The organism is candidate division WOR-3 bacterium (assembly GCA_026418155.1).
Taxonomy (GTDB): Bacteria; Hydrothermota; Tepidihabitantia; order Tepidihabitantales; family CAIPLT01; genus JAOABV01.
On sequence record JAOABV010000001.1, the window covers coordinates 38,774 to 54,404 of the forward strand.

Annotated in this window: 13 protein-coding genes; 4 read left to right on the forward strand and 9 right to left on the reverse strand. The window is 35.8% G+C overall.

The window, feature by feature from the left end; genetic code table 11:
• The first annotated feature begins 5 nt into the window (after window positions 1–5).
• The 3 genes from N2201_00195 (at window position 6) to N2201_00205 (ending at window position 3,640) form a co-directional block, all read left to right on the forward strand.
• Window positions 6–902 (forward strand): hypothetical protein, encoded by an 897-nt coding sequence (locus N2201_00195; protein MCX7784644.1) that lies wholly within the window; start codon window positions 6–8, stop codon window positions 900–902.
• 73 nt (window positions 903–975) lie between these two features.
• Window positions 976–1,632 (forward strand): hypothetical protein, encoded by a 657-nt coding sequence (locus N2201_00200; protein MCX7784645.1) that lies wholly within the window; start codon window positions 976–978, stop codon window positions 1,630–1,632.
• A 238-nt stretch (window positions 1,633–1,870) separates the two neighbouring features.
• Complete coding sequence (locus tag N2201_00205; protein ID MCX7784646.1) at window positions 1,871–3,640, forward strand: NAD(P)H-hydrate dehydratase; 1,770 nt, start codon at window positions 1,871–1,873, stop codon at window positions 3,638–3,640.
• A 127-nt stretch (window positions 3,641–3,767) separates the two neighbouring features.
• Here N2201_00205 and N2201_00210 read toward each other — a convergent pair whose 3' ends face one another.
• The 6 genes from N2201_00210 to N2201_00235 form a co-directional block, all read right to left on the reverse strand.
• Complete coding sequence (locus tag N2201_00210) at window positions 3,768–4,502, reverse strand: metallophosphatase family protein (protein MCX7784647.1); 735 nt, start codon at window positions 4,500–4,502, stop codon at window positions 3,768–3,770.
• Window positions 4,503–4,575: 73 nt separating this feature from the next.
• The gene (gene argF / locus N2201_00215) at window positions 4,576–5,502 is read right to left on the reverse strand and encodes an ornithine carbamoyltransferase (GenBank protein MCX7784648.1); all 927 of its coding nucleotides are present in this window, start codon (window positions 5,500–5,502) and stop codon (window positions 4,576–4,578) included.
• Between the two features lie 274 nt (window positions 5,503–5,776).
• Complete coding sequence (hslU, locus tag N2201_00220) at window positions 5,777–7,210, reverse strand: ATP-dependent protease ATPase subunit HslU (GenBank protein ID MCX7784649.1); 1,434 nt, start codon at window positions 7,208–7,210, stop codon at window positions 5,777–5,779.
• A gap of 112 nt (window positions 7,211–7,322) precedes the next feature.
• Window positions 7,323–8,000 (reverse strand): hypothetical protein, encoded by a 678-nt coding sequence (locus tag N2201_00225; GenBank protein ID MCX7784650.1) that lies wholly within the window; start codon window positions 7,998–8,000, stop codon window positions 7,323–7,325.
• 116 nt (window positions 8,001–8,116) lie between these two features.
• Window positions 8,117–8,878, reverse strand: coding sequence for an ABC transporter permease (locus N2201_00230; GenBank protein MCX7784651.1), 762 nt, complete (start codon window positions 8,876–8,878; stop codon window positions 8,117–8,119).
• Between the two features lie 35 nt (window positions 8,879–8,913).
• Entirely contained in the window at window positions 8,914–9,852 is a 939-nt protein-coding gene (locus tag N2201_00235) for an ABC transporter ATP-binding protein (protein MCX7784652.1), read from the reverse strand.
• A 918-nt stretch (window positions 9,853–10,770) separates the two neighbouring features.
• On the opposite strand from N2201_00235, the gene N2201_00240 reads away from it, so the two are divergent.
• On the forward strand, window positions 10,771–11,838 hold the full coding sequence (locus N2201_00240) for a T9SS type A sorting domain-containing protein (GenBank protein MCX7784653.1): 1,068 nt from the start codon (window positions 10,771–10,773) through the stop codon (window positions 11,836–11,838).
• Window positions 11,839–12,050: 212 nt separating this feature from the next.
• Here N2201_00240 and N2201_00245 read toward each other — a convergent pair whose 3' ends face one another.
• The 3 genes from N2201_00245 to dnaA all read right to left on the reverse strand — a co-directional run bounded on the left by N2201_00245 (window position 12,051) and on the right by dnaA (window position 15,348).
• Complete coding sequence (locus tag N2201_00245; GenBank protein ID MCX7784654.1) at window positions 12,051–12,185, reverse strand: hypothetical protein; 135 nt, start codon at window positions 12,183–12,185, stop codon at window positions 12,051–12,053.
• Between the two features lie 477 nt (window positions 12,186–12,662).
• Window positions 12,663–13,670, reverse strand: a complete 1,008-nt coding sequence (gene cysK, locus N2201_00250; GenBank protein ID MCX7784655.1) for a cysteine synthase A — start codon at window positions 13,668–13,670, stop codon at window positions 12,663–12,665.
• Window positions 13,671–13,980: 310 nt separating this feature from the next.
• Window positions 13,981–15,348: a chromosomal replication initiator protein DnaA gene (gene dnaA / locus N2201_00255; protein MCX7784656.1), complete on the reverse strand. Its 1,368-nt coding sequence runs from the start codon at window positions 15,346–15,348 to the stop codon at window positions 13,981–13,983.
• Window positions 15,349–15,631 lie beyond the last annotated feature (283 nt).

Consider the following 15,631-nt stretch of genomic DNA (forward strand, 5'->3'; position numbering starts at 1 on the left):
ATCATATGAACTGGAGAGACTTTTATAAAAAGAATTTTCTAAGAAAATCCTATCTGCTCCAGACAAAATCAAAAGCAAGTGAAACAAACCATAAGTTTCTTCGACAACCTTTTACCTTTGATTACAAAATCTATTATGACACTAATAGCGCATCACCATCAAACCGGCTGACCGTAGAAATCCTGAGCGGTCCGTTAAAAGATAAGCAGTTAGAAATAGAGCAAGAAATAACTGATTGTAAAATGAATCTCTTTTTGAAATCAAAAGACGAAACCATCGCCCGGTCATTAATTGACCGCAACCTTCACACTAGTGAGATAATCTATTGGGATGTAATGGTAAATCCTAAATACCGAATGAAAGGCTTGGCATCTTTTATGACCAGATATATGCTACGAGAATTACTGCTCCTTCAAAAAAAAGTTAAATTTATGATTCGAATGATAAGAATCTATCAACCAACTGATACTACGATTAGATTACAGAATCTGGGAATCTGCATCATTGCCCATCGCTTAGGTCTTACTTGTGAATTTGATTTACCTAAACTGCTCAACCCGCAAAATATTATTAAAGTCGAAGTCATTCCACCTGAAATGGAGACCGTTCATACTGAAGTTACCTTACCACCATGTTATAAAATTGACTTACAATCTTACCCTTATGTGCTTATCGGATTTATCCTTGACCCCAAAACTAAAAAACCGATTACAAATTATGATACTTATCTCCAAATCAAATATTCGCCTGAAGTGATGGCGCAATGGATTAAAAGCAAAGCTATTGTAATTGGTAATGGCAATTATCTCTTAAAAAAAGATGGCTTTGATGATTTTGTCAAATGTCTGGCTGAAGATTCTTATGAAGCCGAAGTTTTCCGCAAAAAACTTCAGAGCTACTAAATGCTAAAAAAATTAATCACTGTTAGCCGTTTTTCCCTTCACGATAAACTGGCATCTGGGCGAAATGTAAACTATGGTGTCTAATTTACGCATTGTTAAAAATTGGTATCTTGTGATTGACAAGAATCTCTTAAATCCTAAAATTGGCTGTGGGTTGGTTTTATCCCATATTCGCCGTTATCACAATATCAGTGAGATGTTGCAAAAAGCACTCAATGTCTATCATATCCGAACTCTTTTCGCCGATAAACCTGCACAAGCACTTTTAGAAGATGACGCTATCGTCAAAGAATTCTGTAAAAATGCGTTATCTATGATGCCCCTGCATAGTAATTTACAAAATTCTTTTAGCATTCAGCAGGTATTCCTTCTCATCGACCCATCGGAAGACACTGGTTGGCTTTTAGGTGCTGCGGAAAATCGTCTGCAGTTTCTGAACTACTATAAAGATGTTGTCCCGGTGTTAATGAAAAAATTTGGCATTCTCCTTAGCGGTTCAACCCCAAGACTCCTGCCTTTAGGCTGGCAAAATCTTTATGATGTCTTTGATGAAGAGTTTATCAAAAGCCACCCGGAAATCAAAAGTATTGAAATCTTATCGGTCTTAACCGACACGCGCTTTCGCTATCCTGTTTTAAGTATCGGTATAAACCTGTTGAATATAAAAACTGCAGATGCGGTGCGAGAAAAAGTGTTGGAAGTCCTAAAACCACCTTGCCAATTAAAATGAAAATTGCTTACTGCCTGACTTTTATGCTGCAAAAAGATAAATACCTTATAATTCAAACGAGCAAAACCATATTACTATCAATTAAAATAAAAATTGCTGACTGATTATATGCTGTTATTAATATCAAGTAAAATAGAAAATTGCTTCCAAGTATGATTGCAAACTATTCTCAAGGACTGATGAAAAGAACTCTTAAGAGAAAATCGCTTTCAAATATGATTGCGGTAGAATCTTAAAAATGGATAAAGAGAAAATTACTTACAAATACGATTACAGAACAATCTCAAAGATGGATAAAAAGAATTCTCTCGATTTATTACAAATAACATCTCTCTTAGAGCCAGTGGTTACTAATCAGCAAATGCGTAGTCTTGATATGGCAATTAATAGCCAATTTGGTATACCCTTAATTTTGCTGATGGAAAATGCCGGTCGCGCGGTTGCAGAATGTGCGATTGAATATCTTCAAGTCCATAATATTGTCGCGCCCAAAATTCTTATCTTGGCTGGTCCAGGTAATAACGGCGGCGATGCTATTGTCAGCGTCCGATATTTGGTAAATCGATTCCCTAAAATACAGATTATCCTTTTGATTCTGCCCAAAGCAAACTATCATAATGATGCCTTAATAAACTATGAAATCATTAATAAATTTATTAGTCAAAGCCAACCTCTGGCATCAATAATCAAAATCATTGAAGTTACCCATACCAGAAAATTATCCCTGATAAAAAATTTTAATCCCGACCTTATCATTGACGGCATATTTGGCACTGGTTTTAGAGGCACTCCTGAAGGTGTTTTTCGTGAGGCGATCGAATTAATTAATCAATCTAATGCATATAAAATTGCCATTGATATACCCTCAGGAGTAAATGGCGATACCGGTGAAATTTGGAACCTTGCCGTTAAAGCCCATCAAACTGTCTCAATGGGTTTATATAAAAGAGGACATTGGCTTTATCCTGGTAAGTCGTATTGTGGTATGGTCAAAATTGCTGACCTGGGCGTTGCCTATAATAATCTCTTTACTACGATAATCAGTTCAAACAAACCGCCAAAACTTAAATCGCTGTTCTCAACAGAAACTTACCTTTTAACTTCTCGGTTTATTAAACAAATTTTTCCGGCACGAAGACCAAATGGCCATAAAGGAACTTTTGGTTCAGTCACCGTCCTTGCTGGTGGTAAAGGCTATTCTGGTGCTGCTTGTCTTACCAGCCTGAGTGCCTTAAAATCTGGCGTTGGTTTAGTTCGCTTATGTTTTCCCATAAGCATTAATTCCGCGGTAGAGAAAAAATTAACTGAAGTGATTAAAGTGCCCCTACCAACCACTTCAGAAGGAACCTTAGCTTTATCAGGCTTTGACCAAATAAAAAAACTCCTTGACCAAACAGATGTTCTAATAATTGGTCCAGGCATTACAACCCATCCCGAAACTAAGGCATTGATTCAAAAGGTCATGGTCTCGTCTAAAAAAATACCGATCGTGCTTGATGCTGATGGCATAAATAATATTACAATTCCAATGTTATTAAAGTTACCGGCAAACCAAAGGGCCCATATAGTCCTTACGCCACATCCGGGCGAATTCAGTCGACTCATCGGAATCGCTCCAGAAATAATTAATCGCGAAAGAATCGATTTGTGTGAACTCTGGGCAAAAAAACTTGGCACCAACATAGTCTTAAAAGGTGCCCCAACTGTAATCGGAACACCTGACGGAAAAGTTTTTATTAATCCAACAGGTAATTCCGGACTTGCCAAAGGTGGTAGTGGTGATGTCTTAACTGGCCTTATTGCTGGTTTTATTGCCCAAGGCGCCACACCAATATATGCATCTTGTCTTGGTGTCTATCTTCACGGACTAAGTGCTGACTTGAAGGTAAAATCCACAACGGAATATTGTTTAACCGCCTCTGACTTAATTAATCAATTGCCCAAAGCCATTAAACAGATCTTAAGCCCTGAAAATTCTCAAAAAGATATAAAAAATTGCAAGCCGTAAAGCATAATTGTTTCAGACCCCTCAGTCCATCTTTATTCTTTTAAGTGAGTTGAACTTATGATATCCACCCTAAAGTATGACAAATAATAAAAATGCCTTTGGGAAAAAGGTTGATTATTTGTCTCGATTATTTACCTAATGCTAAACGATGGGCAAGGATTGATGGCAGTCCTGATTTTAATATCTTTTGCTGGGCCAATTTAATATTATATTCGATGCGTTCACATCTAATACCATTGGTCTCATTATCAATGATGACAACACACGCTCGACAGTCACCATCGCGTGGTTGGCCAACACTACCGACATTAATCAGATACCGGCAATCGATATTAAATCTTGATACCTGGTGTGTTTGGATTGCTTGAATCTGTTTTCGTTCGATGTTCTGCTCAATAATTATTGGATAATGAGAATGCCCAATCAAGCCAATTGGCTGGTTAAAATATTGAAATTGTGCCTCTGCTTGATTTAACCGATATATATAATGCCAGTCTGCTGGTTCTTTAGGCGTGGCGTGAACCAAAAAGAACTTTTCCCATTCTACTTTGAGTGGAAGTTTGGCTAAATACTCCCTGCTCTCTTTATTCAACCTGTGTTTTGTCCATAGTAATGCAACTTGGGCAGGTTCATTAAAATTTGCAATGTCCGTTTTATCTAAAACCCCCCAATCGTGATTGCCGGCAACACAGAGACAATTAAGATTTTTAATCATTTCCACGCATTCATTAGGATTCGCCCCATAGCCGACAATATCCCCTAAACATAAAAACTGGTCAATTTTTTCTCGGCTTAGAAAATCTAGCACTGCTTGTAATGCTTCTAAATTAGAATGAATGTCCGAAAAAACGGCTATGCGCATAAAATCAAAGTCGACCACCTATATCTTTTTTTAGGCTGTGCTGAATATCTAAAAATTGCGGTTCGTTTAATCCTTAAAATCTTCCTAATAAGTAGAGCAAGATGGCTCGTTGGATATGAAGACGATTTTCCGCTTGGTCTAAAACAATTGAATGTGGTCCGTCAATCACATCGTCTGTAATCTCTTCCCCTCGATGTGCCGGTAAACAATGCATTACCCAATAAACATCTGGTGCATAAGACAAAAGTTGTCGATTGACTTGAAATTTCTTAAAAATTCTTTGTCTTTTTTCCGACTCAGATTCCTGTCCCATAGAAACCCAAGTATCCGTATAAATAAATTCACTTTCCGCAACCGCAGATTCTGGTTCATTAAAGAGTTCAATTTTACTGCCACTGGTTTTAGCCAATTCTAAAGTTTTAGTTAAAATTGATGGGTTTGGCCCGTATTCTTTGGGTGTTGCGATTTTTAAGTGAACGCCTAAAAGCGCTGATGCCAGCATTAAAGAATGGCAAACATTGTTACCATCACCAACCCAAGCAATTTTTATATCTTGCAACTTACCAATTTTATCATAGATAGTTAAAAAATCGGCTAAAACTTGACAAGGATGCTCTAAATCAGAAAGCGCGTTAATAACCGGTACCGTGCTGAATTTACCTAATTCCACTACGGTATTATGACTAAAAGTTCGAGCGCTAATCACATTTACCCATCGGCTAAGATTTCTGGCAACATCCGCCACTGACTCGCGTTTTCCTAAACCAATATCGGTAGGTCCCAAATAAATTGCTGAACCACCTAATTGACGAATCGCAACTTCAAATGTAACTCGTGTTCTTAAGGACGGTTTCTCAAAAACTAAAGCCAATATTTTTCCTTCTAAATACGGTAAAGTTGGTTCAAACTTTAGTTCGTCCCTTAAATCGATTGCCTTAAAGATTAGTTTTTGAATTGTATCTTTTGATAAATCTAAAATACTTATTAAATCTTTTTTCATTTATCCTTCTTTCTAAACTGCTTGGTTTTAACCACTGATTTTCATTGAGTGTTGATTGTTGCTAAGATAAGTAATTTTTTTTGGTAAAAATATTCTCTGGGTATTGATTGTTAGGGGTAATTTGTGAATTGCTTATAATTAAGAAATCTGCAAAATACATTTTTTGTTACGCCAACACCCATCCGATAAATTCTCAAAGTGACCGATCATTTAAAAACCAGTATCTAAAGTTTCCCTTTTGTTCTTGATATCTTTGTGGTCTGTTTTCGGGTCCTCATAATATATACTTTGTTAAGTCTTTATTCTCAATAATATCTTTCAATTGACTCTGCACATAATCTCGAGTTATCTTAATCTGTTGAACATCGGGTGCAGGAAGTTTGAATAAGATATCTTCTAAGAGTGCATTCATTATTGTATGTAATCTACGGGCACCGATATTCTCCATTTGCTCATTTACTTGTGCCGCAATTTCCGCAATCGCAGATATGGCTTCGTCATCAAATTCTAATTTGACACCTTCAGTTGCAAGTAATGCCGTATATTGTTTAATCAGCGCATTTTCTGGTTCGACTAAAATTCTCTTAAAGTCGTCTTTATTAAGTGGGTCAAGTTCAACTCGAATCGGAAAGCGTCCTTGCAATTCAGGTATTAAATCCGATGGCTTGGCGTTATGAAAAGCACCAGCAGCAATAAATAAGATATGGTCAGTCTTAATCATACCGTATTTGGTAAAGACATTAGAGCCTTCAACAATTGGTAGCAAATCCCTTTGCACTCCTTCTCGAGAAACATCTGGACCAAAAGATTTACCCGCCCCAACAATTTTATCAATTTCATCTAAAAAGACAATACCAGAATTTTCCACGCGGGTTTTGGCTTCAGATACAATTTCATCCATATCAAGAAGTTTTTGGGCTTCTTCATTAGCCAAAACACTTTTGGCTTCTTTTACCGTCATCTTTCGTTTTTTGGTAGTTTTGGGGATAGCATCGGAAAAAACTTCTTGAATCCGCATCGATATTTCTTCGGCTCCGGCTTGAGAAAAAACTTCAATAAACGGTAAAACTGGTTTTACTGTCTCAATTTTAATCAATCGGTTGTCAAGTTTTCCATTGCGTAACATTTTCCGCAGTTTTTCTTTAGTCTCAGCCATTGATTGTTCTTCTCGTTTTGAGTTAGATTTGGTCTCGTTTGTAGGCCTTTTTCTTTCGCTTTGAGGCAACAATAGTTCTAAGATTCTTTCCTCGGCTAACACTTCTGCTTTCGGTGCAATCAACTGTAACTTTTCCGATTTTACCATATTAACTCCGATTTCCATCAAATCGCGAATCATACTATCGACATCGCGGCCAACATAGCCAATTTCGGTAAATTTAGATGCTTCAACTTTAACAAATGGGGCGCGGACTAACTTGGCTAAACGACGCGCAATCTCCGTCTTGCCAACACCTGTTGGACCAATAAGAATAATGTTATTAGGATAGATTTCTTCTTTTAATTTACCACTTACTTGCTGACGACGCCAGCGATTGCGTAGCGCAATGGCTACTGCCATCTTGGCTTTTTTCTGGCCAATAATATAGCGGTCAAGATACTCAACAATTTCTGATGGTGTCCAAAAATTATTATCTAATTTCGTATCAACATCGCCAGCAGCAAAAAGCTCAGCATCTCTTGTGGTTTTCAAAAGATTCTCTATCGACATATTAAAATTTTACCTTCTTGTTAACTAAAAGTCAAGCACTTTCCCGATTAAAATGCTGTTGGCGTGTAAATCAGGGAAAATCTATGTTAGTGTTGATTAAATTAGTTATCTGTTAGGGAAAAACACCTAAACGCCTTAATTCTTGTTCAGCTTTTTCTTTAAGTTTTCGATTCTGGGTTGTCTGATAAATTGTCTGCCAAATTTCAATTGCCATATCTTTAGCCCCACCACGGTCAAAAGCAAATGCGGCCCAGCGTTCGGTTATTGTCCAAGTCTCAGGTAATTTTGAAGCAATTTCAAAATAATATCCGGCCGAGACATAGTCTTTAGTTATCATATAATTGATAAAACCCGCATCAAATACTAACTGCCAATTTAGGGGATTGTTTGCCATTCCGTGATAAAGTAATTTCAAGGCTTCAGTATATTGCCGAGCATCCCAAGCAATAACAATTGCACCAAAATGATAAGCACCAATAAATCTTGGGTCCAGGGTGGTAAGAATATCAAATATATGGTCTAACCAGATAAATTTCCGGTCCGTGATTAAATGTTGGCCGTAATATTGAACTGCTCGCAACCAGACCAAATCTGCCATCGCTGTCTCATATTCAATCGTAAGTGGCTTTAAGAACTTGCCGGACGGAAAATACATCAATTCTTCGACAATACGAACTTGAAGTGATTTATGCCGAGAGGCATCGATAATACTCTGAATCTGCCAAATAAGAACAAATCCAATGGCAATAACCGGAATTACTATAACTCGTCGGATAATCTCGTTAGTCATCACTATAAGAATCTATACTGTTATCTTATTTAATAAAAAACTCTGCTTCAGAAATATCTGTCCCAAATGGCAATTGTGCAATTAGTGTTTAATTGCCAGCAATCTTTCATCCATTTTTAGAAGTCTTTGCGGGCTAAAATCTGACTGGCAATGAAAAGCATTAGTCCCGAATAAAAGATTGCATAAAGCACTGTGAGGAGTAAAGCATTGGTTTCAATAATTAAGTTATGCACGACCGCAGGTTTAACATTAAAATTGGAAAAGTTGGGTAGGATATAATATATAATATTAGCAAAAAGTTCATTGATGGGCGATTTACTCGCTTTGGCAAAAACTTTTAAGTCGCGGGTTAAATGGCCCATCACATATATTGCAAAAGTAAAGATCGAACTGGTAATCGGCGTAGAGAAAGTAGAAAAAAGAATTGCAACCGCAGTAAGTATCCACAATTGGCAAAAGGTCATAAAAATTGCCCAAAGAAGATAGATGTTGCTGGGAATATTCAACAAGAACATTATAATATAAAAGGCACCGGTCATAATCAGAATACTTTCAAAAAGCACTAACAACAAGCCTAAGTATTTTCCTAATACAAATTGCCAGCGCGGAATGGGTCGAGAGAGAATTAGATATATTGTTCGTTTTTCAACTTCTTTATACACCAATCGTCCTCCGACTAAGATGGCAATTAATACGGAAAAGAAAGTTATCGCATTCAATCCAATATCTTTCACCACTTTGGCTTCTTCTCCTAATGCCAAGGGTTTAATTACTCGGCCACTGCCAATTACTAAAATCGCAAAGACAATTATTGTAATAAAGACTTTATCTCGGACCGATTCCCGAAATGTATTTAAGATTATCCCGGTAATTTTCATCCTTGCTTGATATAGTTCTATTTTATAAAGTCATATTATATTTCTTTTAATCTTTCTTTCTGAATCTGGCTGATGAAGTGGTCTTCTAAGGTCTTGCGTCTTGGTTGAAGAGAGACCAATTTCGCACGGGTTTCACGAACGATGGTCAAAATCCGTTCCGCAGATGCTTCATCCGAGACAGTAATCAATGCTTTATTATCTCCTTCAATTACTTTTGTCGCAATTTTTTCTATTGCCCGAAGCGTCTTGTGGTCTAATCCTTCGGCAACAATATCTATCATTTCAACTTTCTCACCGAGAATCGTGTCCAATTGACCCGTGCTAATAAGTTTACCATTAAGAATAATGCCTACTCGGTCACAAATCATTTCCACATCGGTTAAGATATGGGTTGAGAAGAAGACCGTTTTCCCTTGTTCTTTAAGCGAGATAATAATATCGCGAAATTCTCGTCGGCCAATTGGGTCAAGCCCTCCCATTGGTTCATCTAAAATTACTAATTCCGGGTCTGTGACCATAACCTGCGCAATCCCTAATCTTTGCAACATACCCCGAGAATAGCCCCGAATAGGTAATTTAGCAAAAGGTGCCAAACGAACCAGTTCCAGCAATCGGTTAATCCGTTGACGAACATTGTCTCTAATTCCTGATACTTGACAGCAAAACTCTAAATACTCTTTAGCATTAAGATATTCATAAAAATAGGGTGATTCGGGTAAAAAGCCGATTCGCTTTTTAGTTTCAATGTGATTAGGACTTTTGCCAAATATTAAGGCTCGTCCTTTTGTGGGATGGGCTAAACCAACTAAAATTTTAAGTGTCGTGGTCTTGCCCGCACCGTTCGGACCTAAAAAACCAAAAATTTCATGCGCAAAAACTTCTAAATTGAGATTCTCAATTGCCCGAACCTTTTGCATCCGAAAACCAGTTCGGTAATCTTTAGTAAGATTTTCTGTAAAAATTACGCGATCCATCTGGTCTTATCTTTTACGAAAATCACTTATTAAAGTCTTATTATCAGTACCTGGTTTACAATCCAAATCTACACCTAATTAGAGCAAAACTATTGTCAATTATAACTAATAAATATTAACTGTCAACTAAATATTTAACTGTCAACCTTACCATTGGCAGAAATTATCGTTATTTACCATAGGAGGATATATCTTTATTTTTAGCATAGCAAGTCTAAATTTACACAAAATATTATACCCTACCATAGGTAGACAGATACTATTTATTCCAACTCTGCGCTCGCAAAATTTATCAGAAATTATATATATTTTATTATTATATTATTTAATAAACATAAACTTGGTGCGATTGATTACAATTTAGTAGTATATGAAATAGTGAGATAGCAGAGTCTGATGTAAATATATATAGAGATAGCGCTAAGAATTTTGTGTAATTTCTTTTTCTTCCATACAGACTTATTCTTTCATTATCTGTTTTCTTTAACATATCAAACTAAAATTTACACAAAATATTATACCCTACCGAGAAAGATTATTAGCAACTTCTATTTCTCATTGTTGACTTGGGCTAAATAATACTTATAATCAATGTAAAATGGAATCATTTTTAGGTCGCTTTTATCCTTTATTCCTCGAATTCTTGCGCAATCTTTTTGGACAAAACATCAGAATAGTCCAGTCCTTGATATTAAACTACCAAACCTAATGACAGATTCAAGTCAGTGTAACGGCGCTAATTAAAAACCTTAATCAGTTAAAGTGTAACATTAAGCACTATGCCAACTGATTTATTAAACACTTATGAACAAGAGCAAAAGGTAATTTAGCGACTTTCGCATTATCTTGATTTTACAGCACTTGTTATTTCTTCTGCCTATTTTTATAATCGGCCAGCCTTTACAAAATCGGATACTTGTGGCAACCTCTGCTGATGGTCTTACATTTCATAAACTAAATATGATTTTTTGCGATTCGGCTGATGTGCCTGATGCTATAATTGGTCCGAATAACTCGGTCTATCTTTTTTATCAAGGACTCATAACTCATTGGTCTGATGGTATTAAAGTGGCAATTTCTAATAATGGCATAAATAATTGGCAACACTATCAAGTTATAATTCCTGGCACAGAGAACTGGCCCGGAAAGCCTTGCGACCCTGATGTGATTATGTTTGGAGATACTTTTAGATTATATTTTACTGGTGACCCAATTAATGATATGCAACCAGAAACTTATTCTGCATTCTCATTAGACGGTATTCATTTCAATTTGGAAAACGGTATCAGATTTCAAGTTGCGGGTTTTCCTGTGCTTGACCCTACTTTATTATGGACCAATGGAACTTTACAATATTTTGCTGGTGGTGCACCGGCAAATTTTAATTGGCACGCCCATTCTACTAATGGCTTACAATTTGTTCAGCAATCTAATTTTAATATCAATAACCTGATGATGGCAAATGGTATTTCTGCAATTACCAGTGGTTATCGTTTTTATTGTTTTAGCAACAATCCCAATGACCGTAATATTAGGTCTATTTATTCTTCTGATGGAGAGAACTGGATACTTGAAAATGGATTTCGGCTTCAACACGACTCAACCAATCCTTTAGAATATCTTTATGTTAAAGACCCAGCAATCGTTTATAAAGATAGTTGCTATATTATGTATTATGTTACGCGCAAGCGACCAAATTGTCTTGAAGAAACGCCAGACAATTCTCAAAAAATAATTATCTATCCTAACCCATTTTCAATTACAGTTCAAATTCGGTTAGGTTGTGACATAAAAAATATTAATATTTATGATAAAACCGGCAGGTTAATTAAATCGTTTGGGTCTGAACACTACATCTATTGGAACGGAAGAGATAATTATAATAGAATAGTTCAATCTGGTATCTATTTTCTTGGTTTTGAAAAGAAAGGAAAAAAATTTGTTAGGAAAATAATAAAAATAGATAAAATATATTTTGATGAATGAAAGAAAATATTAAAAAAATAAGTTATCTTGAAAACATTAAAAAATAAGTTTTATTAACACAAAAGGGATAAAGAAATAAAAATTTTAATTGTCGTGCTTAATAAAAATTTTAGCAACGATTGTAGAAATTTTGGTAAAATAAAGCCAAGATTATTCTTTTCCTCCAGATTTTTAATGTTACAGACTACTTTTTTAACAGACAGTTCCTGTAATCAAGACCTATACCTTCGCTTTAACCACTCACTTCCCTGACATCCTCGGTTACCTAATAGGTAAGCCGGTCGGCAAGCCAGGAGGCAAGCCAGGAGGCAAGCCGGGGGGCATACCCCTCGGCAACCCACCGGCATACCCTTCTGACCACCCAATCTACAAATATTCAGATTGTCCTTTTAGTAACCTAATGATTTAACCCCTCGATTATCAATAGGATAGTAGATAAAGTCACCTAATCCTTTACCTTCTCGGTGAAACAGACCCGCGGCTCATTTGATTAGCAAGGGTCGGGTTAGGCCAAAACCGGAAATATGCGCAGACTCAACCTAAACCCACTAAAGATACTAACCTACCCAATGGAATTTACAGTGCAATATACCGGTTAATCCATTGCTTATATCTTTATTACAAAAATCCGAGTAAGTCATTCCCAACCATCCTTTATAATCAAAGCGGAGTTTACGAACCCTCAGTTATTAATAAAAAACTCCTTGATAAAACCTAATTTTCTATTTAATGTTTAGATGCTTTATCTATCTTATTAAAATCCAATATGTTAATAACTATTAGCTCTTGTTGTCTTGTTTTGTTAAGTGACTTATGGTTAATTTTTAGTCAATGCAGAAAGGATTTTCGCAACCCTGACGGCAATTTCTGATTATCACATCTTTTTTGCCCTGATATAATTCTGTAGAAAAATAGCGTTCGGAACGGTCAGGTAAGACCGTTACCACAATCTTATCTTTGCCTATTTTCTTTAACACATTAATTGCACCTAAAACATTTGCGCCTGATGAAACTCCCACCATCATGCCTGATTTCTGGCATATTTCTCTTGCCATTTTAACTGCATCAATGCTTTTTATGGGTTCACACCAGTCGATAAGATTAATATCAACTAATGCCGGAACAAAACCTGTACCGATGCCAAATATCTGATGGGGCATAGGCTTTTTACATCCAGTTAATACCGCAGATTCTTCGGGTTCTACCGCGATAATTTTACATTCAGGATTTATTTCTTTTAATTTCCTACCAACACCAGTTAAAGTGCTGCCAGTGCCTACTCCGGCGACAAAAGCATCTATTCTTTTATTTTCCATTTGCTTGCTTATTTCTTCGCCGGTGGTTTTATAATGGCAAGCAATGTCTTCAGGATTCTCAAATTGTTTAGGTAAAAATACTTTGGGATTATTGTCTGCAATTTTGCGTGTTCTGGTTAATGCACCTTGATAAAATTCTTCTTGCGGAGTAAGACATATTTCTGCGCCTAACATAGTTAATATTTTCTGTCGTTCAATACTAACATTTTCTGGCATGACTATAATACACTTATATCCTTTAACTGCACAAACCATTGCAAAACTAATACCTGTATTACCACTGGTGGCTTCAACTATTATTGAATTAGGACTTAATTCGTGTCGACTTTCTGCTTGCTCAATAACATATTTAGCAATACGGTCTTTAATACTGCCAGTTGGATTTAAGAATTCCAGTTTAGCAAAAATCCGCCAGTTTTCGTTCTCATATTTAATGTTTAATTCAATTAATGGAGTGTTGCCTATAGCATCTAATACTGTGGAGATCGGTTCGGTGCGTATGAAATTTTCTAACATAGAAACGATTATAGCCAAACATTTTCTCTCGTCAAGAGTAAATACTTCCTTTTAAATAAAATCTGTTTTAAGGTTTAACAAGGTAGAGCAATTAAAAATATATAATTTTAATAATATTATTAAGATAAAAACTATTATTATTTATTATGTGGATAACTAAAGAATACCTAAAATACATAATAAACATATATAAACTTAATCCACATCCGATAAAATCTTTTTTGTTATTTGTGGATAAGAAAGATCAAACAGACAAATTTACTTTCTTTGTAGTGGATAATTACTACATTTTCAACAAGTTTTCCACAACTTATCCACCGTTTATTAACATTAGAACCTTTTGAATTTTTTGGGCAATATCCGGGTTTGATTTTTTAAGTTCTGTTATTTTTTCAATAGCGTGAATGACTGTAGAATGGTCCTTACCACCAAAAATTGACCCGATTTCTTTAAGCGACATTCCTAATAAGGTGCGTAAAAGATACATTGCAACCTGCCTGCCTAAAGCCAAATTCGCAGTCCGCTCTTTAGATTGCAACTGTTCAACAGTAACCCCAAATTGTTTCGCAACTACATCAATGATTTTCAATGGCTTAGGTTTTTCATAGGTGATATGTAGGTCTGAAAGAACCTGTTTACAGACATCTAAGGTTAGCGGAGTATTGGTTAAGGATGCGTAGCCGGCTAAGCGAATCAAACAGCCTTCTAATTCCCGGATATTGGTTTTTATGTTTTCTGCGATAAAGTAGATGATTTCCGGGTCAATGTTTATCGATTCAGTTTTGGCTTTATTATTTAGAATGGCAATCCTTGTTTCTAAATCTGGTGGTTTTAAGTCGCAGACTAAACCTGACAATAACCGTGAAACTAAACGCTCTTCTAAGGTAGGAATTTCTCGAGGCGGTCGGTCTGAGGTGAAAACAATCTGTTTACCCATTCCCTGAAGGTAATTAAAGAGATGAAAGACTTCTTCTTGTAACCGTTCTTTGCCTTTAAGATAGTGAATATCATCAATTAATAATAAATCTAAGTTGCGGTATTTATTATTAAAGGCGAATTGGTTTCTTTCTTGGATTGATTGGATAAGGTCTAAAAAGAAGAGTTCTGCGGGCGTGTAGCAAATCTTTGCTTGGGGATTGTTATTTTTGACATAATTGCCAATAGCGTGCAAAAGGTGAGTTTTACCTAATCCCACTCCGCCATAGATAAATAGTGGATTATAAGTTTTGGCAGGTGCTGTTGCTACTGCTTTACAAGCAGCATAAGCAAATCGGTTCGATTCTCCGATAATAAAATTATCAAAGGTATATCGCTCAATAAGTCGTGATTGATTGGTAAGTCGATTTGAGGTCTGATTATGAGTAGAGATATGTTTGGCTGCTGTAGTATTATTGGAATAAGTATTTTCTGTGTTGGTCGATTCAGGCGAAGACTCTTCAGGTATTACTGTGAAATTTATCTTTAGATTTAATTGAGTAAGAACCTGAGATAAAGCATTTGAATAATATTCAGAAATCCATTCAATAAAGAATTGATTTGGAGCTCCAACTTCTAAAGAACCGTCATCAAGATTAAGTGGTCTTAAAGGACGAAACCAAGCAGTAATCGCATCTTGATTAATTAATTCACTCAGACCGGAAATAATTTTTGACCAGACTTGCTCTTTCAATTCGCTCATCGACTACTTATCCACTTCATAAAAAGTTTTCCACAAAGTTTTCCACAAAACTTAATTTTATAAATGTTTGTAAAATAAAAACTTACCATAAACAAGCTAATTTTTCCACAAATCTATAATAATAATTTTTAATAAATTAACTAATTCTCGTCAACAACTTTCTGTATCGCGCAAATGCTCGCATCAATTTTATTAAAGTTTAGAGTTAAGTCAAGATATTTTTTAATTTTGGGAGTAAAAAATTTTTTCTGTTGCCAAAACCTATTTTGGGAATTGAAAGAAT